A 23285-nucleotide genomic window follows, 5' to 3' on the forward strand; every position below is an offset into this window, starting at 1 on the left:
TGCCCGATATCATTTTCAATTCGTACGTAGGCTCAACGCGCCAAACAGGTTTCTCCAATCATGAAGTACTTCGCATACGGCTCAAACTGCAACCACGCAATCATGGAGAAGAAGGGGGTGCGCTTCAGTTCATGTCAACGCGCTCTGTTGCCAGGGTACCGACTGCTCTTCAACAAGAAAGCCCTGCGGGAAAGGCTGCCGCCCGACATCGGTTTCGCCAACATCAACGAGGACCCAAACGGTACGGTCGAAGGAATCCTCTACGATATCGTTGACGAGGATCTTACTCTTTTGGACGAATCGGAACGATATCCGGATCACTACACGCGAATCTCGATCACGGTCCAAACGAATGAGAAAGAAGTACATTGCACCACTTACCAAGCCCGACCAGACAAGATTGCCAGCGGCTTAAAACCATCTCGCAACTATCTGAATCACATCCTGGCGGCAAAAGACTTTCTCTCGCGGCAATACTTCGAGGCATTAGACAAGTCTCAAACCTATCATGGTGAATGTGCCTGCTGCCTGAATATAAATGAGGTCGAATTCATAAAGGAGGGAGATCGGCTGCATATGCTGTGTCAGTCTTGTCGCGAGGCGCGTTTGGTGTGGGGAGATACCCGAGGACGCAAATTGACGGTAGCTGAGACTGAAGCCGTCATGCAACAACTTGTAAAGGGCAGTTCTGGATTTCCCTCGATTCAAAAACTGGTCGAAGAAGCCATCGCGTTGAAAATCATCGATCCGTAACCAGCGACGAGACAGGTGTGGCCGAGTTGAGGGACCCAACATTTATCGTGGGCTTTCCGGGCGACTTGTTAGTCGTCACAGGAATTCGGGCCATAAACTGTCGCTTATCAGCAATCCTTCCCGAGTCAATTTCACGCATTCCCCATCGTCGGCGAGCATCCCTAAGTCCACGAAGCGGTGAATGGTATCGCCTGCCAATTCCGCAAGTGTGAAACCCGTTAGAGCTTCGAAGGAGGTGCGCTCGATTCCTGAGATTCTTCGCAGTCCGAAAACGAGTGCCTCACGAGCACGGGAGATGGCGTCTAGTCTTTCTTCTTCGGCTACTGGCGAAAGGCCTTGCTGAACCCGACGCAGATAGGTGGTCGTGCTGCGATGGTTGGTCTGGCGCACCCCGTCAACATAGCGGGCTGCCCCGGGGCCGACGGCGAAGTAGCCTCGGCCGGACCAGTAGGTTTCGTTGTGTCGACTCCGATACCCCGGTCGGGCAAAATTTGAGATTTCATAGTGATCGAATCCTGCCTCGGCTAAGAGGTCGATAGCCGCAAGGTACATTTCGCGTTCGAGTTCTTCAGCGACGGGAATCAATTCCCGGTGTTGCAAGCGATTCCAAAACTGGGTTCCCCGCTCAAACGTCAATCCATAGGTGGAGATGTGATCGGGTTCGAGTTGGATGGCTTGCTCCAGGTCAGTCAACCATTCCGAGAGTGTTTCACCAGGCGTGCCGAAAATTAAGTCGAGAGAGACTCCTATCCCAACCTGCCGGCACAACTCGACTGCAGAGCGAATCTCAGCGGCTGAATGATCGCGTTCAAGCATAGTGAGCTTCTCGCGACGAAAAGATTGGCTACCCAAGCTCAAGCGATTCACACCCTGCTCTGAAAGTACTTGGATTCTTTCGGAATCTAGATCCCCCGGATTTGCTTCGACAGTCCACTCGTAGCCCTGGGATAGAGGGTGCCACTGGAGTAGCACCTCACAGAGCTTGCGCAATTGCAAGGGCGAAAGATACGTGGGTGTCCCGCCGCCAAAGTACAAGGTGTCGACGGACTGTGGCGTCTCCAGCCAACTCAGCTCGGTTTCGATCGCGGTGAGTAGAGGTTCCACGAGATCATCCCGATCCGTGATCACCGTGAAATTGCAATAGCCACAGCGATGCACGCAGAAGGGGATGTGGACATATGCAGCTCGGGGAGGAGGGAAACTCATCGCACCCCATACCAGACAAATTGATAGTTGTTGCGGGACACACCCCTTTCGGGATGTTGAACGAACGCTATTAAAGCGTGCTTCACAACCGGCGTCTAGCTGCGAGCCCAGTAAGAATTGCTAACACTCCCAAAAGGAGGGCGCTGGGTTCAGGAATGGCTGATGATCTCGCTGAGAGCGGCGTTGAACTGCTGTAGAAGTCTTGCCAATCCACCAAATCCGATGCGCTGGGAGGGTTAGTGGACACTCCCCTTTGCCACGCCAAAAAGTCGGCTCCGTCAACGTCTCCATCGAGATCAAAGTCTCCCGGTTGACCCGAAGGCGTTGGAGATAGATATAAAACCTCGTAAGGATCAAGGGAAAACAAAGCCGTCAGCTGCTCTGCATTGTCAGTGAGCAGATCGAACCACTCCCCCTGCCATTCGGTGGGAATCTGAATCGAACTTGTAAAGTCTCTTGTATTTACAAGAACCAAAACCTGGTCCTCAGCGGTTTTTCGCATCAACATGGCGATATTGTTGTTGCTGCGGTCGTCGATTGAGCCGGCGCGAAGGGCAGGGTGATTGTTGTGGACGGCCAACAACTGTGAATACCATGCTTCGGTAACTTGTCCCGTATTCCAGTCGAGTGGCGACTTAGAAAAGATAGGTACATTCTCTGACCAGCCGATTTCCTGTCCGTTGTAAACCAAGGGAGTCGCCCCGTAAGCAACGACTGCTGCATAAGCGGCCAGCGAGGCATCCAGACCACCGAAGAGGTCTGGTGGCGTAGCGTTCCATGCGCTCTCGTCATGATTGGTAGTGTACCGGAGAATGCTCTTTCCGGCAGGGATTGATGAAAACTCTTGGTTGTGCCTGAACACCAAGTCTGTAGCGGGACGAGACGAATTAAACACACGTTCAACTGCAGTGAAGAAGCTAAACCCCCATGTAAGATCGAAGCCTGCAGCATAATGATCGTCCCGAGCCCCCTCGGCGAGCATCAAGAGAGGACGCTCAGTGGCACCACGCACGGCGGGTATCGCTTGTTCCCAGAAGTCATAAGGAACGAAGTCGGCCGCATCGACACGAAATCCATCGATACCAACGTCAGCGACCCAGTATTGCATTTCGCTGATCATGGCAGAACGCATGGCGGCACTATCGTAATTGAGGTCAGCCACATCCTGCCAGTTTGTACCGGGCGGATGAATAATTTCACCCTGGCCGTTCTGCGAATACCAGTCTGGATGAGTAGTAATCCACGGGTGATCCCAGGCAGTATGGTTTCCGACCCAATCCATGAGGACGAACATCCCCCGACTGTGGGCCTCGGTTACAAGTGTGGTCAGGTCGGACAAGGAGCCATACTCACTACTCACCACGCCATAGTCCATGATCGAATAGGGGGAGCCAAGCCCACCCACACTATTCACTTGGCCAACCGGATGAATCGGCATGAGCCAAAGTGTGTTCGCGCCGAGCGATTGGATGTTGTCAAGTCTCGCCGTGACGCCTGCCAAATCTCCAGCCTGACTGAATGCCCGCAGATTCACCTCGTACATCACCACATCTTCAGGAGCGGGTACTGCCTGAGCAATGGAAGCGCACAGCGACAGCACGAGCCCGAGGAGCCAAGATCGTGAGTAGCGCAGCATGGTAATCTTGTTGCCTCTTCTTGTTTCCCGTCCAACGCAGTAGGTTAATTCAGCCCTGCTGATCAATATTTATTATTATACCGACAAACTTAGGCAGAGTGTCGCATCATTTTCGGTTCTGCGAATTGCGCATGGCGTACACTAAGATTGACGAGATCTGAGAGAAGAACGGTCCGCCGGGTGAATTCACAAGTTATCGCGAAGATCACGCCATTGGATGTCGCTTCTAGTGTGCAGCCGCCCACCCGCTTCGTCGATGTCCGGATACATCTCCGCCAATCGAGCGCCTAGATTGAGCGGACTTAGTTCGCTTCCTTCTTGAAGCAAATACGGTTGAGGGACTGATGTCTTGAAATCGGCCAACGTGGGGCATGCCTGGCGAAGCGATTCGATCAGTCCCGGATCTTGATTGTCGCAAGGAGCAATCAACACCGTTCGACGGCGATGGCCGCAATTGAGCGGACTCTTCTCAAGCATTGACAATGCACTTGCAGCCAATTCGCTTGGTTTCGCTTCGGAAGAATCTGCGGCCGTATGGCTTGCTGCTTCACCTAGCAATTCCGATAGCACTTGTACCATTTCAGCTTCTTGAAGTTCCTGACTTTTGAGAACCATGCCGAGAGTGGTTAGGATTCGGTTGCTGGCCGAGAGCACTTCCGCATTTTCTACCGTTCCTTGATCATTCGGCCCCTGGAACTCAAAGGAATCAATAAATTGCGAGAATGCTGCTGCGATGCATTTTATCTTTTTCGTACGGAGTGCTTCCTCTGCCGAAGGGCCGGGGTCTTCTGCTTCTTTGATCGTTTTTGGCAAAGGCTTTGGGGCCGGCTTGGGAAGCTGAGAGAGTACCGTACTTGCAAAATGAGAACTTGCATACTCCTGGAAGTACTTCAAATCAGCATCGGAGTTATCCTGACACGGGGCGAGCCAATGTTCAAGGATAGCCTTTGACAGTAGTTGCTGATGAATAGTTCGAAATGAGTTTGCCAGTTCATCAAGGTTGATACAGGTGAAAGTACGCAAAAATGCATGCTCTGGTGGGTTCTCAATTTTCAGGCGTATTGCATCCACGGCTGATTCGACACTGCCGCTCGCCTCTAACAACAAATAATTGGCGATTGACTGTAGCGATAGTTCGCAAGAAGCCCGATCACTGCGAGTTGGAATCGCAACAGCGTAGACTTCATCGAAAGGTCGCTGCGGCAATTCGTATCGAGCGGCAGTCCCCGGCGGTGGGCTTTCTCCGCAATTTCCAGTTTGCTGAGTATGGCTGAGCTCTGCGAGCAGCGAATACATATTGGCGGCGGCTAGTGAATCGGTACTTTCCATGTGGTAAGTACTTGCTAACACGCCATGGATCACTACCTCCTGCGAAAACTCTTGACAAATCGAGCGAACCGCCTGGGCGAGATCGATGACAGTACCACCCCCTGTGCCTCCGCACATCCCTGCGAGGAGAACCACGTGAATTGGGCGAGAGTTTTCTGCAAGACCTGGATCATTGGTTGCGAGCCATTGGAGTCGATTGTGCAGTGCAGAAAACACTTCTTCAGCGTGGTCGACAATCGCAATACGTCCAAGAGGTCGAAAACCACGTGTTTGCAGCGATCGGGGGATATTGTAAAGCCATCGGCGACTCACCCATTGCAACAAAGCTTGAGAGTCGTCCCGGTATTCGTTGGGACGTCGCAGAGGTATATGCAGTTTTTCCTCACTCGATAAGGGATTGCGAGTCTCCCCATCAGTGGGCGACTTTAAGGAATCTCTCTCTGTGTCGATTGCCAGCCATGCCATCCTCCCCATGGCTTCCTCGCAATTGGCACTTGCCTGATTGCGGGTTGTTCTGAGCATCTTAATGCCCATGCCTCCCACGCCAATGAATAGAGTCGGAATCGGTTGTGTTGCCGTCAAAGGGCCAAGCGCGGGGGTTTCAATCTCCTCGATCGTAGAATCAAAACGAGGGAATCGTCGCGGAGCAACTTTTGCCGGCTGACTATCAAGTGAGATTGTCGAGGTATCGACCAAACCATTGATTTCCGACAACACCTGAGTCGCAGCAGCGCATACAGGATCCTCCATTTGCTTGGTGTCGAGCATCGAGGCCGATTTTGTGTCGTCGCTGTCTAAATCATTGGGTGGTAGCTTCCCCTTCGTACTGCTAGTTGCATTAGCTTTTGAGGGGTTGGGCTGACCAGCCGTTCTCAGTGCATCAATAAACTCACGGCAATTAGAAAATCGATCTGTGGGTGTTTTGGCGAGCGCTCTTCCCACAATTCTCTGGTCTGCCTCACTGAGCTGGTTCAGATTGGGCTCCGAGAGTGTATGCTGTTTCGCCAATTGAGCAGGTGTTCGACCGGGAAAGGGGAGCGAACCGGTGAGCATTTGTTGGTAGACAATTGCCAGGCTGTATTGATCGCTAAATTTGGTGGGGTTGTTGTCGTAGATCTCAGGAGCGGAATAGAGAGGCGTCATTCCTCCCATCATGGAATTAAGCGTCTTCGAGGCCAACTCTTTCACCAGACCAAAGTCAGCCACCTTGATATGATCCCCTACCACCAGCAGGTTCTCTGGTTTGATATCCAGGTGCTGGAGGGAATGTTGCTCGACAAGGCAATCGAGCGCCTCGGCAGCGTCCCACATATAGGCGATCAACTGATCGCGTGGAATCCCAGAATGGCCATCGTTCAGGTAATTCTGAAAGCAGTCACTGAGGCTCATGTCAGCCAGCTCAGTGACGATCACTAGACGATTGTTGACGATCTCATAACGTTCTATCGAGAGCACGAATGGATGGCGAACACTCCGGATCCGTTCGAGCGACTTGAGCTCTCGTTCTGCCATGCCTTCGTCGCAGTGGCCAAAGACAATTTTGATTGCCTTCTCAACACCACCTGGAGCGGTAGCCTTCCACACCTCGCCATAGCCGCCTGCTCCGAGACGGTCTACAACGGTGTAGCCTACAGGAAGTTCAATACTGGTGGCAACGGAAGTGGACATAAACGAGCGGTCTGCCAGATGAGATGAACGCTATTCAAACTGAAACCGGAATGTCATTTTTACTTTGGAGTTCGATCGGCGAGGCCGAGTTGCTGACGATCAAATTCAAACCGATATCGTGGCTTGCCTGACAATCTTCTTGAGGAAGTCCAGCGGGAAGAATTACCTTGATATTCGCTTCTTCACAGATGGAAGTCACATTCTGGAGTTGATTCAGTTGTCGTGGATTTGCTGAAATTCCCCGCACTAATGAAGGTGCGAGCACTAGCAATTCAGGGGTGGCAACCTCCATATCGCCAATGCAGGCGGCTCCACCCGAAAAGTTGTCGAATGTCAATTCTGCTCCAAGCGATCTCAACTCTGCGCAAAGGGCTAATGTAGCTGGTGACTGAACGGCCCATTCCCAAGGAAGCACGATTCCAAGTGACCGATCAAGCGTCAAACGTTCAAATGCTTGATCGAGGGCGTCACACAGACGACTATCAAGACCCGAATGCAATTCCACTCGCATCAGAATCGAGTCCGTAGAAGATATCTCCTCAGCATGCTCTGCAGTCAGCTGCCAGGCAAGTTGTTGAACTCGAGAGGCAGTGGAACAGCAATCATGTGCGTCAGTAGATTGCAAGAGTGATGCAAGGGGTTCATCGACGGATACGAAAATACTTTCAGTTGAATCTGTCTCAGCATCAACAATGTTGGTTCGGCAGAGGGGAATGGCTTGCCATAGCAACGCTTCCTCTAAGTCGCGAGTTGCCCTGATCCCTTTCATCAATGCAAGCTGAGGCTCGTCTTTTCGTTTCGACGCCAGCGGCTGCGTTGCCATCCTCTCCATTTGCCCACTTTCTGCGCAGAGAAACGTTATGACCGTTTCTGCAACACTTACGCAGTCTCCATCCTCCAGAGGAGAATCGCTTATCGGCTGCCCATTGATCGAAGTCCCGTTGGTGCTATTTAAGTCACGGATCCGATAGCCATCCGCAGTTTTGGTTAATTCTGCGTGCTCGCGCGAGATGCTTTCCGATTTAATTTGCAGCTGTGCGGTTTCACCGCGCCCAATGATAAATGGGTATTCTTCGATAACAACCGTCCGCAGAGTGGGGCTGTTCACGGGGTAATACTCAATCCGAGGGCGAGTGTCGTTCTCTATGCGCAAAGTTAGTTCCACTGAATTTACACCTTAAATCAATTGAGATTAATCCGAGTTGTCCATTGGTGTGTAAGCCGAGCGGTCTCCTCAAGCGGCTTCCATGCAACGACCTCACCGACAAAAAGAGTTTGATTCATAAGAAGCCTAGCATATCGCCAGCCAAGAAATGGCGAACTTCCTCTCTGAGCAAGAGATTAAATGCTAAAGTTCCATTAAGCGTAATTCATGCCTGTCATGCCCTAGATCAAGCGAGGTTCTTGTGACTTCCAGTGCAACCCGATTTCCTGTTACGATTCTTTCGACTGATACAACTGCTCTGCGAGAAATCTCTTGGACCCTATCCTCGTTTGGCTACGAAGTCGTGGCATCCTCCGACTGGAGTGACCTGGCCGCATGGAGGAGGAACGCTACTGCATCCCTGCTGCTAATCGACGCTCGCGACGGAAAAGAATGTCGAGAAGTTCTGTGTTCGCCTCGCACAACCCATTTCATCTATCGGATCGCGTTTTACGGCACAGAGTCTTCGACCAATCCAGATCAATTGCTCGATTTGGGGGCAGACGATTTAGTCCGATTTCCTGTAAACATTGGCGAACTTCTATCTCGCCTGAAGAGTGGCGCTCGTCGACTGGAGTTCGAAGAGCGATTCAATCGGGCAAGTTCGCTGGACCCGCAAACCGGGATTGCCACCCGAAGTGGATTCGTTCGACAGCTTGAAAGACAATTGCGAACTAAGAATGACGCTCAAGATGGTGCCCTCGTCGTCATGGGGATCGATGCGCTCTCACGTCTCCATATGCAGAAGGGTTATTTCGCGGTAAGAGAAGCGACGACGATGTTGGCGCAGTGTCTGAATGAAAAGCTCTCTGACGAAGACCTGTGTGGGATCGTTCAAGAAGGAGAATTTGCTGTTCTGCTCCAAGGGTGTACTGTCAGCGAAGGCATCGAGCTAGCACAAGACATCTCCAAGCAAGTCAATCACAAGTATTCTGCATCACATGGAGAAAACTCCAGTCTCTCGATTTCCGGAGTTGTTCTCAATTGGCCTGCCGGTGACACCGCAGAAGATGCAGTAACCCGCGGTACAACCGCTTTGAGTCAGGTACGTGGGTACGGCGGAAATCTGATTCTCGACGCAAACGATGTGGAGCAAGAGTTTTCCACCTGGAAACAGAAGTTTCCCCCCTATCATGAAGTCTACGCTCAGCACGTAATGGAGGCTTTGCCGCTGGTACTGCCAAAGGATGGTCTAGGCTCGGGTGAGAATCAGAGTCTGGGAATCTACTCCTTCGCCTCAAACCAAACCTTGCCACCATGTGTCCCCGTCGTGGATGAGAAAGGACAACTGTTGGGCGCTTTGGAATCTGACTCGTTCCGCCAAAGTGGGAGTGACGTATTCCACACCATCGACGAGCATCTTGTGCCGGTGAGTGACACGGTGAAAGTAGACATGCGACTGGATGAAATCATCAGTTCGATGGCAATGGCCCAGAAAGACTATTTGGTCGTCGTCGAGAATGAGAAACCCGTCGGCTACATAACCTATGACAATCTAGCCGCCCTAACCGTCGATCCGATCGACGAACAATCTGGATTAGACCCAGCAGAGGCGGGATTGAATTCACTGGTGGTAGCGCTGAGTTAACGACTCCTTGTTAGCCGCGCCGCGTCCGGCGAGTCCTGCTCGCCAAAGCGAAGCGCGTACTTCAAGGCCATCTCACTTTGCACATGGGGAACCGTTCTCCTTCTCGATGTTCTCTACGAAAAGATAGGCTCACAAAGAACAGCGAAATCATAGCGACTGCCGAAGGCTCAGGAACTATTGATACGACAGTCTCCCCGGTGGTGATGTCTCCCCCATTTGGCGCACTGAAAGATGCAAATGGCGAGTTCGGGTCAGACGTGAAAAAACGAAACGCATCGTACTCGGTGCCGGCCTGCAGAACTGCGAGTGGATTGTTTGCATCGGGGCCAGCCTCAGATAGCCAGTAGAAGGCGACCGAGCTAGTGGCTCCCCATTGCCAGAGAACGTTGGTTGTGTCAATCGAAAATGACGAAGGAGGCGTCGCACCGATGGGACGAATCGAATCAAAATTGAATCCGTTGTCCCAATCACTCCTTGCGATAATGGCCGAGACCCAGTGGTCATTCGCTTCCAATCCGTCAATGCTTGAGATACCAGAGACCGAAGTATCTTCGATCGCGTCGTTGGCGACGCCAAATGCCCAAGTGGCCTGAGAGGGCGTGATGAAAAAAGTGCCGGTGTAGGAATTTCCAGGGGTGGAAGGTGGCACCAGTACTTCATCGATTGTTGTTGCAGTCGAGAAGTTCGGAGCCAAGCCCCAAGTAGTCAGAGTGCAGATCACTGCTTTGAGTAGAGTATTCATTGGCCACTAACTTTCGTGAAAGACCCAATCGTATGCGGGCATCGGGATTCCACATCGCTCTTGATCATTCGACTAGGGCATTCCCAATAGCCTCGAATAGACACTCTTTAGATGGTAAGGCTATCCCTCAATTCACGATAGTCTATCGTTTCTGAGAGAGATTGCAAATTATTTCTGCCACGATGCAGGGAGCTGACGCTCCCCACTCGCCTGTGAAGTGTCAATCCACTCACAGATGAAACGCAATGGCTGGCACCGTAAAAGAAGCGGCCTCGCCAACCATGTGCCAACCGAAAAACACGAGGCCAAGAAGCCAAGTTGACCAACACAACCAGGTTGTGCGCGAGCTTGCAAGAAATCTACCCTTCGCTATTCCTTACCACTCATGGCTGCGAAGTAGTTATTCACCGCGTGATCGAGAATGTCTGTCGTAGCCACCATTGGCAGTTCGTTGTATTCGCAGTAGTGTGCCACTTGATCCAAGAGATCACGGGCATGACAACGACGCAGGGGACGTTCACACGAATCATAGTGATGATTAATCAGGTACTCCAACAGGTCAAGCGAACAATCAATTTTCGACTTGTTGGCAAACACTTCAAACAGCTTCGTAAACTCCTCGCGAGACGGTGCACCGATCTCGATCTTAAACGGGATGCGTCGCAAGAAAGCGTCGTCGGCCAAGTCGCTCGGTTCCAGATTCGTGGAGAAGATAATGAGCTGTTCAAAGGGGACCTCGATTTTCTTGCCGTTGGCAAGGCTCAAGAAGTCGATGCGATTCTCTAGTGGCACAATCCAGCGATTGAGCAGCTCCGTAGGATTGACCTGCTGGCGGCCAAAGTCGTCGATCAACAGACTGCCACAATTGCTCTTAAGTTGCAAGGAAGCTCCGCTGACGTGACTCACCGGGTCGTGCTTCAACTCCAAGCTATCCATCGTGAGTTCACCACCAACCACTACCGTGGGTCGACGAATACGAATCCAGCGACGATCTTGATTCGAAGTATTGATCAACTTGCTTGCCAGCGAGTCTACTGGCACATGACACGAAGCATCAAAGAATTTGATGACCTGTCCATCTTCGATGATGGCATGGGGAACCAAGATATTTTGTCCAAAGCAGCGAGTGATCCGCTGGGCAATCGTGGTTTTTCCATTTCCGGGAGGTCCATAGATGAACATTCCTTTGCCCGCGCTGATTGCCGGGCCAAGTTTGGCTAGCATTTCCGGTTCGACATTGATGTCAGAAAACGCTTTGACGAGCCGATCTCGCTTCGGCTTTTCCGTGCGGATAGTCTGCGCTTGAACCGAGGCAGCATAGTCATCCAGAGGTACTGGCGCGGGCCCCGCATAAGCGCATTCCTGAGTCGCAATTCGAGCCCGCTCGCGTCCTTGGTCGGTTAGTTGATAGATATGATCTCCCAACATCGCAGAACCCGTGAGAGCCAGGTACTGCCGCTTGCGGAGGCTAGTGAAAATGTCCTCCAGAATGGCAACTCTCAGACAGATTCGATCGGAAACTTGCTTTCCAGTGAGCGATCCCGAGGTATGGATGATTTTGAGGATTAAGTCTTCGACAAAGGTAACGTTGAGGCCGCTCTCCTCAAGAGTGCTTGGTTCCTCTGGTAAAAAGCCTTCATCGAGACCCAATGCCGAGATCAACGCTTCAGTCGATTCTGGTTGCGAGGTATTCCAAGCCGCTTGCTTGAGGGTGGAGGGTTGGCTTGATTCTTGGGGTGGTGCTGGCGGCGATTCTACTTCGTTCGACACGTGCTGTTCCTCATCGTTTGGTCTAGTCGTCAACTTGCGGCTCAACTGCCAGCCAAAGTTGGTTAGCTCATATTGCTTCGGGCTATCCCCGGTGCGGAGAAGTTGCAACTCAATCAATTCAGAAATGGAGTCACAACATTTTTTTGCATACTCGGGATCTTGTGGATTGTAGAGCTTGTCCTTCCCTGCCCGGATAGCAGGCCCTCGAGTGTCCATGCGGTTTGCTAATTCGATCTTTCCTTCGTTCCGCGCAGCAACCCGGATCACATCCTGCTCTTCCGATTTTAACGATTCTGGGGTAGCAATCGTGTGCATGGCATATTTTCCCTACGGTTTTCAGGCTCTAGGGAAAGCGTAGCTTATTCCAGCTGTCGCTGTGCTGAGAGTTTCGGATGCAAGGCTGCCTTCTAAGGAGACTTCGCCTTCGCTCCGGAAGAATCTCTTAGAGATGAGATTGCCTGTGGAAGCTCAGGATCGACGAGTCCACGCTCGCCGCGTCCCTCTTGGTCGATTCTGCGATTCACGTCGCTTGTAATCGAAGGAACATCCGCTTGCCAATACTTCTCTTGCTCTTCTCGAGAAGGCGTCTCAAGTGGCCTAACGATGCGAAAACCAATATCGATCGCCTCATCGCTTGCAAACCACCAGGGGCTCTTGGGGGTATTGGGATCGTAGCTTCGTAGATCTTCATCATTGCTCGCCCTGCGACTTGCCGAGCGGCAATCAGCGGGGAGAACATACATCGAACCACCACGCAACACACGGGGATAGAGCTTCGATGGCCAGCAAAGTGTTTCCTCGGTTGTGCAAAGGCGCGTCGGTAGCGAAGCGTACCAGCCAGGACGATATTCATCGAGTACCCACTCTGCAGCGTTACCGTGCATGTCATACAAACCCCAAGCGTTAGGAAGCTTCTGCCCAACGGGGTGAGTTTCATACTCGGCGTTGTCATCCGTCCAAGCGTACTCGTCAATCAAATCAGGATCGTCGCCGAAGTAGTACGCCGTGGTCGTACCGGCACGACAGGCGTACTCCCACTCCGACTCTGTGGGAAGGCGATAGAAATCCCCTGTGAGCAAACTCAGCCATTTGGTGTACTGCTTTGCAGCAAACTGACTCATCGAGACTGCCGGTTGATCGGGTTCTTCACCGGCCTGAAAAGTGAAACTGGGATCATAAAGCTTGGATGGTGCGGAGATCGCGTCAATCTCATTCTCGTCCGTCACCTGGCGAATCTCACGATCATCAAACTTCTCGAAGATACTGCAAAGCTTCATGAACTGTTTGTACTCAGCCCAAGTGACTTCATGCTTGCCCATCCAGAATGCAGGAACTTCGACACGGACAACGGGTTGTTCGTCTGCATTGCCATCAGAATGAGAGCTACCCTGCTCGAATTGGCCACCCGGTATGGCAATCATTTCAAACGTAACTTCGGAGCCTGGAATCTGAGCCTGGTACGACTCCATGGGAGCGTTTGCGGCGTCAGGAGGCGTATGCTCTTGCTCACTCTTTGATTGAGTTGTGGGGGCTGACCACAAATAGCAAGAGGAACTCAGGAAACTTGCGGCAATAATAGTTAAACGCAGAGGACTCAGAGGCGTAGAGTTAAGCAAAGAATACAATGTCTTCATCCTCTGCGCCTCTGCGAACTCTGCGTTTCAAAATCTTATTTAACCGTTGAAAACTCAATTTCTAGTTGAACAGATCAAGCAATCGTCGTTTTCCCGGGAATGGCCACGGTTCCTTCGGAGACACTTCCCCATTCGTAGGTATTGGGGCCCAATCGCTCGGTGTTTGTGATCACGTCGTCCCACTTGAGATCTTGGCCCGTGTAGGTGCACATGCGGCCCATGATGGCTAGCAGAGTGCTGTTGGTCATGTATCCGCCGTTGTTGATCGGTGTATCGTCGCGAATGCTCTTGAACAGCTCCTCATGTTCCACGCGATACATGCTCGGCTTGGGCCCTCGGTACTTCCATTTTTTCTCGCCATCTATGCGGTTGGTGAGAATTCGGGCGGTACCCTTGGTCCCCATCACGATCTCATCCACAAAGGGCGTGCAATTATCTTGTTGCCGGGTAGTGAAAAAAACACGCACTCCACTTGGGTATTCATAGAACACCACATGATGGTCGAAGATGTTGCCGTATTTCTTATCCGTGCGCTGCTGACGTCCCCCGATACCCATGGCTTGGACCGGTTGGGTATCGCCCGTAAGCCAGGCGGTCTTGTCCAAACTATGAATCGCTTGTTCATTAATGTGGTCGCCCGAAAGCCAAGTGAAATAGAGCCAATTGCGAATTTGATACTCCATATCGCTCCATCCAGGCTCATGCCCTCGGTGCCAGAGCGTTCCGGTGTTGTATCGGGACTCGATGGAAACTATTTCGCCGATCGCACCATCTTGAATACGTTTCATGGTTTCTTTGACACCCAAGTCGTATCGCCAGCATAGACCTGATACCACCGCCAAATTTTTCTGACGCGCCTCTTCACACGTTTTTTGTACGCTCAGCACGCCGGGCACATCCACGGCGATCGGCTTCTCCACAAAACTATGCTTGCCCTGTTTGACGGCATAGGCCAGATGTTCCGGGCGAAAATGCGGAGGCGTCGCCAAGAGCACAACATCGATTCCCGAATCGATCACCTTCTTGAAGTTATCAAAACCCGAGAAGACAGTATCCTCGGTCACAGCAACACGGCTGGCTATCTCTGGGGTGTCACTGAGTGTTTGCAGACACGCTGCACTACGATCAGGAAAAGTATCGCCGATGGCTACGAGTGTGGTTTGAGGATCGGCACTTAGAGCATCAATGGCCGCGGCTGTTCCCCGGCCACCGCACCCCACTAAGCCGACTCGCAAAGTGTCCGACTCCGCAGCGTGAACGGCTTGGGGAAAACCGAGAGTGCTGATAGTCGCCGCAGTGACTGCAGTATTCTGCAAAAAAGTGCGACGAGAACTTGCTTGTGCGGGATTAAGTTCTGTCATCTGAGTACCTTTCACTCCTATTGTCATTTCAGTGATTCTGCTTTGCGACAGAACTATCCTATCTCAAGCACTTCAGTCATGCGTCGATGGATATCTTCTAATTCTTCTGCGCCGCCACCATTAACTTCTGCTGTACACCACCCAGAGAATCCAATCTCCTGTAGAGCTTCGCGAACTTGCGGCCAATCGACGTCGCCATCTCCAATCTTACAGAAGCCATCCTTCTCGCTCCAGTCTTTGACATCGAGCTTCACGATTCGCTGGCCAAGTACGCTGATCCACTTCTCACTGGGGCCAAACTTGCGCACGTTGCCGATGTCAAAATACGCTCCCACCCAAGGACTATTGATCTCATCGAGATAGTCGCGCATTTCTTCGGGAGTCTCGCAGAATCCGTTCCACACATTTTCGATCAGAACTCGGACACCAAGCCGGCTGGCTAAGGGAAGGACCTGACGAATCCCTTGAATGGATCGAGTCCACACATCCTCGTGCGTTTCCTCAGCTCCTGAAACCTTACCGGGCACAAGTAATACGGAGAACCCTCCCATCGCACGACAATCGACGAGGGCTTGCCTTAGATGTTCAACCCCTTGGGCCCGAACTTTCTCATCCGGGTCAGAAAGCCGAATGCTCCAATGCTTCATATCAACAACGCCATGAACCGGCAATGCCGTCGACTGCCGAGCAGCAGTAATCTCGGCGATTGAGATTCCGTCGAGGGGGCTTACCAGTTCCATGCCGGTGTAGCCCAAATCTTTGCACAGCTGAAATTTTTCCGCTACGCTGCCATCCGTCTCGATCATCCCCCATTTAACTGCCGTATAGAGTTTTCGAGGATGTGGCAGCAAGTCTGATTGGTCCGCAGCAGCACTTTGAGTCGCGATCGACGGCAGCAGAGAAGTTCCCACTACAGAAGCTGCAGAATATAAAAGAAACTGTCGTCGATCGGAAGCAAGAATGGCCAATTAACTCACCTTAAAAAAATGAGACCCAAGAAAAAGCTACCAACCAATATCAAACTCTCCGGCTCTGGTATGGCGTGAATGCCGGTTGGGACTACCGAACTTTTGCCATAATTAGCCTGCCAATCGGCTAGGTCACTAAACTGAAAGGGATTTCCGATTCCACGTTGCCACTGCAATAAATCACTTCCATCAACATCACCATCGGAATCGAAATCACCCTTTAAGAAAATGGTGCTGGAGTCCTCAATCTCCTCAAACTCTTCACCCACTTGATAGGTCGCCCCAGCGGCATTTTCAGAGATTAGCAAATCGGTTTTGAGTACATTGATACCTGTGACATCATCCCAAACACCTTCATTGGCAAAACGAATGGAGTAGCGGACATCATCTGAGATTGAAGCCTCATAGTCTGGCATCTTGATGCCAACAGTGTAGGTTCCTTCGGCCATATTCTCAGGAATGCTCATCACGGCTTCTACCTCGTTGCTGGTTCCACCAGACCAGAATCTCGGATCGATCTGAAGTGGTGCCGAAGTAATCTCGCCGGAAGTGTTATTCTCTAGGGTGATCTCCACATTGCGTGGATTAAACAATTCGCCGAATCCAATATTGTCGATGGTGAACTCCATGTTCAGCAGTCCGCTCGGTTTCACTTCGTCCGGCAGTTTCGCGTTCTGGAGTTCGTAGCGATATCCCAAGCGTGTACTGATTTCATCGAAATAGCCGTCATCTCGCCAGCTTTGAATCACGTCGGGGTGCCAGCCGATGTGTAGGTAATCGGTGTGTAATTGCTGCATTTCGCTAATCGCGTTGGGTCCGGCACAAAACACACTCAGCGAGCAAGTTTCGCCACCATGAGGTCCGTACAAGCTCTCGCCGCCGATATAGTCAATTTCTTCCTGCCGTGTCCAACCAGGAGTTACATAAGTTCCAGCGTCGGACGAGGAAGCCAAAAAACAGTCGTTCAAATGTCCGACTCGCGAGAGGTTTGAGCCATCGAACGCGTTCTCTGCAGAAATACTTAAAGTCGCGTCTGCGGGAGAGCCATTGAAGATCTCTCGCTTGAAATGAGGCGTGCGAATACCCACCATTCGATCAACAGGAAGCGAGTCAAGAAGCGCGTTGAGAATCTCCGTGCGATCGGCGTTGTTATCCAATCCGTTGGTGGAATGGTGCCATTCCCCCCACCAGCCGATAAAACCGGCATCCATAAGGTAGATGACGTCCTTATTGGCCTCCCATAACGGCTTAAGTTGCTGAATATGGTTTAGTATCACTGACTTGGGGGCGTCTGGACCGTTGCCGTCGTTGTAGGCTACCCGTGGTTTGACCTTAATTCCATTGGCCCGCGCCGCATCAAAACCTGCCTGGATTTGATTCAGAAATGACTGGCTGAGAGGGCCGTTGCGAAAATTACTAGCTAGGATACGGCCATAGATCAGCGAATGATCTTGGGATCGGACAGAGTTGTAGCCAGAGGTATTCGTCAGATCGCGGAAGTGGAAGAAGCCCCGTTCTGGATTGGCGAAGTCCTCGGTCGATGGTTGAAAGACGATGGTCTGTAAGGGGGGCTCATCGCCAATTCCATGCGATGAAAACCACGGAGCCAGCAAGATACCGAGGACTAGGAGCGACTGCCCGAAAGCGCTGAAAAAGATTTCGTAATTCGTTAGTTTGCACTTCATGAGGAATTTCGTTCTTCGAAGAACTGAGCATTAAACTTACGATCTAGTAATTATTAACCATTGCCTTATCTGGTCATCGGAAATCGCGCAAAGATCTGCGGAGCATGTTGCCCCCATGCACTGGCAATCACTCATCAGCGACCTATGGAAAATCGTATAGGGCACGCACCCAGGAGTAATCCTAAGAGAATTAGAGTACTAGGCTCCGGAACCGCAAAGGCTGCTAGCAAAGGTCCAGTGCCGTAGTTATTCTGCCAATCGACCAAATCCCCTGCATCTAAAGGACCCGTGGTCGAGTTGCCACGCTGCCAGATCAGGAAATCGTTGCCATCGATGTCACCGTCGTTGTCAAAATCACCAGGGTCGTTGGGATTCGGATTCGTGGCAAACGTGTAGGTAATCTGTTCGAAAGTCCCGCCATCGTTCGGCAGGTCACCCGCCCCGAGATCAGTATACGCAATAAACCTAAAAGTATCTCCGGTGAAGACGGGAGTCCCAGGAGCCGTGGGGCCAATCGCCAGATTTCGTGGTATGGTCCACTCCATGCCATTGCCTGTCGGAGGTCCGTTATCATCAAAGAACGGGTAGGTAAATCCCAGTCCAATAAAATCTCCACCGAAATCGACAACTCCAGCCACACCCGTGTTAAAGTTAGCAGCGTCTTGCACGAAAGGGAAGTCAGTTTGGTAACCGAGTTCCGATCCGATTGCACCTAGCGTAAAAAGGTCATGCCCGGTGAGTAGGTCATTGTCTAAATCGAACGCCAAATACATCGTTGCCATCGCAACGATATCTGAGGTCACGAGATCGACGTAGATATATAAATTGTCGTCGTCGTTGGCGATTTGGATGGTGTTGATGTCAATGAAACCACCTGGATTGTCTGCCAAACCTCCATTGTCCGTAAAAGCAATTGGAATTCCTGCCCAGTCGTCGAATTCTGTCCCAGCCGCTTCGCCTTGAACTTGTATAGCGGTACTAAAGGTGCTTGGAGCAACAACGCCGTACGCGTCACTTATGTCGATACCGCTCCAGGTCAGCATCAACGCCAACATTGATAGTGGAACTACAATTCGATGTGAGAGCATTACTAGTTTCCTGTATATGTATGCCATCACGCACATTGCGAGATAACAGATTAGTTTCTGGAAGTTGAGCAGTATTATTTAATAAGGGCAGGCGCGGCAGTCCCTGCGCCTGCCCTGTTCGTTCACTGAGTTTTAGCGTCGTCTCTTGATTGTCAAACAACCAACCAAAGCAGTAAGCAAGGCTACTGTGGCAGGCTCTGGTACCGCTAGGGTGTAGTTAATGACACCGCTAACATCACCGTTGGGGCCTTGGTCCGTCCAGAACAAAAGACGGACAGTACTATCTGGAAATACGTCAACTAGGGCTGTAGGAGGATTGCGTACGATGTCTAGCGAAATGGCCAGTTCGCGTTCGTTAGAGTCAGCGAATGCGTCAAGCAACGCAGCCCCGCTGCCGAAGAAATCACCAGTCATTCCTTGGCCGTCATTAAATACACCGCCTCCCAATCCGTTAGAGGAGGTAAACGGAAAATCATTTTGCCAACCGGAATCCTGGCCGATGAGACCCAACCCAAAAATGTCAAAACCTGTGGCGATGTTCTCATCGACATCGATCCCAGTAAACAAACCAAGCGACAGGCTGCTGTGAAAAGTGTTGCGAATGTAGAGAAAATTATTGTCGTTCGCAATTTGCGTCTCTGCGATATCAACAAAGCCTGGATTGTCAGCAGCATCAGAATCAACCACCGGAACACCTATCCAATCCGAGTGGTCGTCGTCTATGGTAATGGTCTTGAAGGTCCCTGCATGAGCAATGGGACACAAGGTTGCCAGACTCAAATAAGCCAGCAATGTAAATGTCTTGTTCATTAGTACTTACTCCTGGTTGTCATTGGGTTACAAAATGCCAGTGCACGATTGCCTCTATTGTCCCTTGATTTCTTTCAAATGCAAACTTGTATTGTCGAACGGTTTCTCCTACTGACTATCCGCTACTAATCCGTCCGAACGGTTGCCACGTAGCCGATGGATATCTGAATCAACATCAAAAGCTACAAACCTGACCGAAGCGTCGCAAAAAGCCATATTCAAGCCGGATGAGTGCGCAGATCCGAATTTCAGTTCGTCACCGGTATTTTGACCTGGTTGATCGGAGGACAACTCAATCCTGCGATTAAATGATATCAGACTTGCCGTTACCCGAAGTGTATCGGCATTCGCTCCACTGAATCCTGGTTCGTTGTCACCCTTGTCCAGCCCATCTAGGTAGTGATCGGTTGACATGTACTTTTCACCCACCATATAGACGTTTGAAGTTCCATCTTCCACATTGCGAAATGCAACTTCCGATCTCGTGTACACGACTCCCGTGGCATCACTGATGATGATGACTTGATTCGGATTGTTTGGTTCCCGCGAAGTCCATTGAGGTTTCCAGGTATAATTCTTCCCTGTGAGGTAGTCAGTTTCTCCGTAGGGAATGGCTGAACCACCAGCTGCGGGCTCAGCTACGAACATGTCCCCCGCGTTAGCAGCATAGTCCGACTTGCTGCAGACCTCGATGGGTGTTTCGCAATAGGCATAGGGTAGTGATGTGCTTGTCAAAGGAAACACATTAGTGCTTCGACGGCTGGGACAAGTCATTCCCTCAAATGGCGATTGCACGCGCTGCAACGTAGCAGCCGCACGGCTGGCGCCTGTTAGGCCGTCGCCCAAATTGTGAAGGTTCTGCTGTTCGATGTACGGCAATATATTGTAAAGCCATCCGCCAGGCTGATCTTTGCCAAATCCATACTCCGGGTAACCGAGCCAATTGAACACCCAACCACCCGTTGGCAAATGCTTATGAACATCGTGATGGTTTTGAAACGCGATTGCGAGCTGGCGCAGTTGATTAGAGCATTGGGTTCGACGGGCCGCTTCACGAGCAGCCTGGATGGCGGGTAGGAGGAGCGCGACCAAGACTCCGATAATGGCTATTACCACCAATAGCTCAACTAAAGTAAATCCTGAAGTATTTCTGCGATCAGGACGCTCGTTCGCCGGAACTATTCTTGAAGACAGCATGCCTTTGATTCTCCAGAAAAGTGGTAGGGAGCTTATTAGGGAAAGGAAATAAACCTGTTCTCAATAGAGCCACTTTGTTCTGCCTACACCCTCAATAATCGTCGAAAGCAGGGGAAAGCGGAATAGCCTGGACAAACAATGACATACCATTTCTTGTCATTATTATTATATGAGGAAGCCTTCCTTCTGGGCCATGTTTGGTCGAATAAATCGCTAATTTACGTGTTTCATGCGAAAGTACCGACTGTTTCTAACATAGCTAAATTCTCAAATACACATACCCACAACCTCTTTGAGGCAGTTCCAACACTATAGAAGTCCATGAAAGCTGACAAGGTATCCCCCGGCCCAAGCGGACTTTGAGCTCATGACTCTTGATCTTCTTAATAGAAAAGCCGGATTCAATTCAGGTGTCATTGGGAGTGCTTAGAGTTTCTTATCAAGAGAACTTGGCTTTGCCGACCGGGACGCTAAGCCTACGGTTTCATTGCTTTCTGTGTCAAATCTTCGACTGACGACTTGCAAAGCGTCGTTGGTAAGACTAATTATTCTATCCATTGCCATGCTAGTTTGCTCCAGGATCCCTTCCTTGTAGGGCAGTACTTCGGCTACGAGAGTACTGTCGTAGCCTATCTTCTTTAGCGCCTCCATCGTGGCTTGCCATGGGACATCGCCACAGCCCAGATCACAAAACGCATAATCGCCGTTCCAGTCGAATCTTTCAACGAAATCCTTGACATGAACTCGCTTAATCCGATGCGAGAGAAGTTCGATCCAATGTGGCGGGTGTTGGTGATACCTCAATACGTTCCCTACGTCGAAATAGACCCCCAAGCGTTCGGTGGCAAAAGAATCGACAAAAGTCGCCATTTCCAATGGCGAAGTGAACATTCCATTCCAGACATTTTCCAAACACAAATCAATTTCAGACGCTTCAGCAGCTTCAAGCAATCGAGATACGGCAACGTTTGCTCGCTGGATCGCGATATCGTTCCGGATGTTCTCGTGAGGTGCGATGGGGCTATTTACAACACCCGGGACAAACAGCACAGCTTCACAGCCCAGCCAAGCAGCACGCTCTATTGCACCGAGATGGAGTTCAATGGATCGATCTCTCACTTGACTGTCATCACTCGTCGGACTAAGTGCCCAACTCATACCACTGGCCAATGTTTCAACCACCAGTCCTGAACTCTCAATTCTTCGACGGATAGCTTCGCAATCAGACTGCGAAGTAGCAGGAGTCAAGACACCCTCGGTGCCAATGCAGAGTTCCAACCCTTCGAATCCTGCCGATTGTGCAAGTCCCAAGGCATCTGAAAGGGGATGAGTACCCGAAAGCCCCTCTCTCATTGACCAATAACTGATGGATTTAATCATTAGTATAAAAAACTGGTGCGAAAATGGCAGTCTTGCAGTTCAAGAGTTCTTCTCTTCATTAGGCTTTCTGGCAAGTGCCTGCACAATGGCTAGAACGTACGCCGCCATACCCAATTGAGTCACGCAGCGATGAAAACTATGCTTGTTGGTCAGTCCTTTAGCATCGCTTTTCTGAAATCATTTGGACTCTTGCCAGCATGGCGCTTGAATGCACGTGAGAATGAGAATGCCGTTTCATAGCCAACGCTAGCCGCTATTGCTTCCAGGGTATGGTCTGTATAGGAGAGCATTTCACGCGCACGCTGCATTCGATAGTTCGTAACAACCGCCATGGGAGTTGATTTCTGAAATCGTTTTACAACGCGATTGAATTGAGCTGGTGAGATACCAGCCTGTCGGGCCAAGTTGTCTGTCGTCCAAGGAAAGTTAAGATTGCCGTGAACCGTCTGCCATAACTGATTGATGCGCTTGCGAATGTCAACGTCTTTTCGGCTTTGAGGAAGTTGCCGCAGTTCACGGTCAAGTAGCAATACAATCAAGTCGGCGAGCGACTGTAGGGCGGACTGAGAATCAGGCAACCGGCTCTGTCTCTCTGCAAGATACTGATTTGCGATCACCGAGAGAAAGTCGGTCGAGCGAGATTCGAGGAGCACTACTTTGCGTGGTAGAAAATGCGACCATTCTGTCTCGTCGGCCAAGTGAAACCAAACACACGACCAATCACTTTTCGCTTTGTAAGTATATTCACAATGAGAAGGAGCAATCAGCAAGTCACCTCGCTTGAGTTCTTTTTTCTGTCCGTCGGTCAACAGCTCTCCCGAGCCAGCGGTTGAGAGAAGCACGACGTGGTAACCAGGATTTCTTCTCTGAACGACATAAGGTGTGACAAATCGACTGATGCCACTCAGAAAGATACCTCGTTCATCTAATGATGATTTGGCGTGTCCAGGGTGAGCCAAATACTGTTCTTGACAGCCACGGGGGAAACAGACGGCATCCTCAAAGTGATCACTTTTTCGATAGGAAGTCCATTTAGGTTGCATGTCACAGTTTTCGAAAAGGTACTCGGAGTGCCCCTACAGAGCGAAAACTGAGTGGAGCGAAAGGGAGTCGAACCCTCGACCTCTGCATTGCGAACGCCATGCAACCCTCTCAGCAAACGCGGAAACGCCAGCTATTATTGGGAAAAATTCATTCTAGTTACTGCCTAGTATGCCTTCAACTGCCCGGTTTGACATCTTACTGTGTAGTCAACCGTGTAGTAAC

The 23285-nt window shown here is 50.9% G+C and carries 17 protein-coding genes; 2 read left to right on the plus strand and 15 right to left on the minus strand.

Annotation, left to right across the window (positions count from 1 at the left end):
* Window positions 1–60 precede the first annotated feature (60 nt).
* Complete coding sequence (locus Pr1d_RS08295; protein ID WP_148073098.1) at window positions 61–753, plus strand: gamma-glutamylcyclotransferase family protein; 693 nt, start codon at window positions 61–63, stop codon at window positions 751–753.
* A 75-nt stretch (window positions 754–828) separates the two neighbouring features.
* Here Pr1d_RS08295 and hemW read toward each other — a convergent pair whose 3' ends face one another.
* From hemW to Pr1d_RS08315, 4 genes are all read right to left on the minus strand, one after another.
* Complete coding sequence (gene hemW / locus Pr1d_RS08300; RefSeq protein WP_148073099.1) at window positions 829–1959, minus strand: radical SAM family heme chaperone HemW; 1131 nt, start codon at window positions 1957–1959, stop codon at window positions 829–831.
* An 82-nt stretch (window positions 1960–2041) separates the two neighbouring features.
* Window positions 2042–3595, minus strand: coding sequence for an alpha-amylase family glycosyl hydrolase (locus tag Pr1d_RS08305; RefSeq protein WP_148073100.1), 1554 nt, complete (start codon window positions 3593–3595; stop codon window positions 2042–2044).
* Window positions 3596–3781: 186 nt separating this feature from the next.
* Window positions 3782–6592 (minus strand): protein kinase domain-containing protein, encoded by a 2811-nt coding sequence (locus Pr1d_RS08310; RefSeq protein WP_148073101.1) that lies wholly within the window; start codon window positions 6590–6592, stop codon window positions 3782–3784.
* Between the two features lie 34 nt (window positions 6593–6626).
* On the minus strand, window positions 6627–7757 hold the full coding sequence (locus Pr1d_RS08315; protein WP_148073102.1) for an FHA domain-containing protein: 1131 nt from the start codon (window positions 7755–7757) through the stop codon (window positions 6627–6629).
* Window positions 7758–7998: 241 nt separating this feature from the next.
* Here Pr1d_RS08315 and Pr1d_RS08320 point away from each other — a divergent pair, with 241 nt between their 5' ends.
* Complete coding sequence (locus Pr1d_RS08320) at window positions 7999–9384, plus strand: diguanylate cyclase domain-containing protein (protein WP_168205120.1); 1386 nt, start codon at window positions 7999–8001, stop codon at window positions 9382–9384.
* 61 nt (window positions 9385–9445) lie between these two features.
* Here Pr1d_RS08320 and Pr1d_RS08325 read toward each other — a convergent pair whose 3' ends face one another.
* From Pr1d_RS08325 to Pr1d_RS08375, 11 genes are all read right to left on the minus strand, one after another.
* Window positions 9446–10126, minus strand: coding sequence for a hypothetical protein (locus tag Pr1d_RS08325; protein ID WP_148073104.1), 681 nt, complete (start codon window positions 10124–10126; stop codon window positions 9446–9448).
* Between the two features lie 369 nt (window positions 10127–10495).
* Window positions 10496–12211, minus strand: coding sequence for an ATP-binding protein (locus Pr1d_RS08330; RefSeq protein WP_238476658.1), 1716 nt, complete (start codon window positions 12209–12211; stop codon window positions 10496–10498).
* A gap of 92 nt (window positions 12212–12303) precedes the next feature.
* Window positions 12304–13365 carry a formylglycine-generating enzyme family protein gene (locus Pr1d_RS08335; protein ID WP_168205121.1) on the minus strand — a complete coding sequence of 354 codons (1062 nt, stop codon included), beginning with the start codon at window positions 13363–13365 and terminating at the stop codon, window positions 12304–12306.
* 239 nt (window positions 13366–13604) lie between these two features.
* On the minus strand, window positions 13605–14891 hold the full coding sequence (locus tag Pr1d_RS08340) for a Gfo/Idh/MocA family protein (protein WP_148073106.1): 1287 nt from the start codon (window positions 14889–14891) through the stop codon (window positions 13605–13607).
* Window positions 14892–14944: 53 nt separating this feature from the next.
* A complete protein-coding gene (locus tag Pr1d_RS08345; RefSeq protein ID WP_148073107.1) occupies window positions 14945–15859 on the minus strand; it encodes a sugar phosphate isomerase/epimerase family protein in 915 nt (304 codons plus the stop codon).
* 5 nt (window positions 15860–15864) lie between these two features.
* Entirely contained in the window at window positions 15865–17544 is a 1680-nt protein-coding gene (locus Pr1d_RS08350) for a DUF4832 domain-containing protein (protein WP_148073108.1), read from the minus strand.
* A 134-nt stretch (window positions 17545–17678) separates the two neighbouring features.
* Window positions 17679–18632, minus strand: coding sequence for a PEP-CTERM sorting domain-containing protein (locus Pr1d_RS08355; RefSeq protein ID WP_168205122.1), 954 nt, complete (start codon window positions 18630–18632; stop codon window positions 17679–17681).
* 132 nt (window positions 18633–18764) lie between these two features.
* The gene (locus Pr1d_RS08360) at window positions 18765–19442 is read right to left on the minus strand and encodes a PEP-CTERM sorting domain-containing protein (protein ID WP_148073110.1); all 678 of its coding nucleotides are present in this window, start codon (window positions 19440–19442) and stop codon (window positions 18765–18767) included.
* Between the two features lie 108 nt (window positions 19443–19550).
* Entirely contained in the window at window positions 19551–20639 is a 1089-nt protein-coding gene (locus Pr1d_RS25990) for a DUF1559 domain-containing protein (RefSeq protein ID WP_148073111.1), read from the minus strand.
* Window positions 20640–21065: 426 nt separating this feature from the next.
* Window positions 21066–22019, minus strand: coding sequence for a sugar phosphate isomerase/epimerase family protein (locus Pr1d_RS08370; protein WP_148073112.1), 954 nt, complete (start codon window positions 22017–22019; stop codon window positions 21066–21068).
* Between the two features lie 149 nt (window positions 22020–22168).
* Window positions 22169–23062 carry an AraC family transcriptional regulator gene (locus tag Pr1d_RS08375; RefSeq protein ID WP_148073113.1) on the minus strand — a complete coding sequence of 298 codons (894 nt, stop codon included), beginning with the start codon at window positions 23060–23062 and terminating at the stop codon, window positions 22169–22171.
* Window positions 23063–23285 lie beyond the last annotated feature (223 nt).

The sequence above is a fragment of the Bythopirellula goksoeyrii genome (assembly GCF_008065115.1).
GTDB classification, from domain to species: Bacteria; Planctomycetota; Planctomycetia; order Pirellulales; family Lacipirellulaceae; genus Bythopirellula; species Bythopirellula goksoeyrii.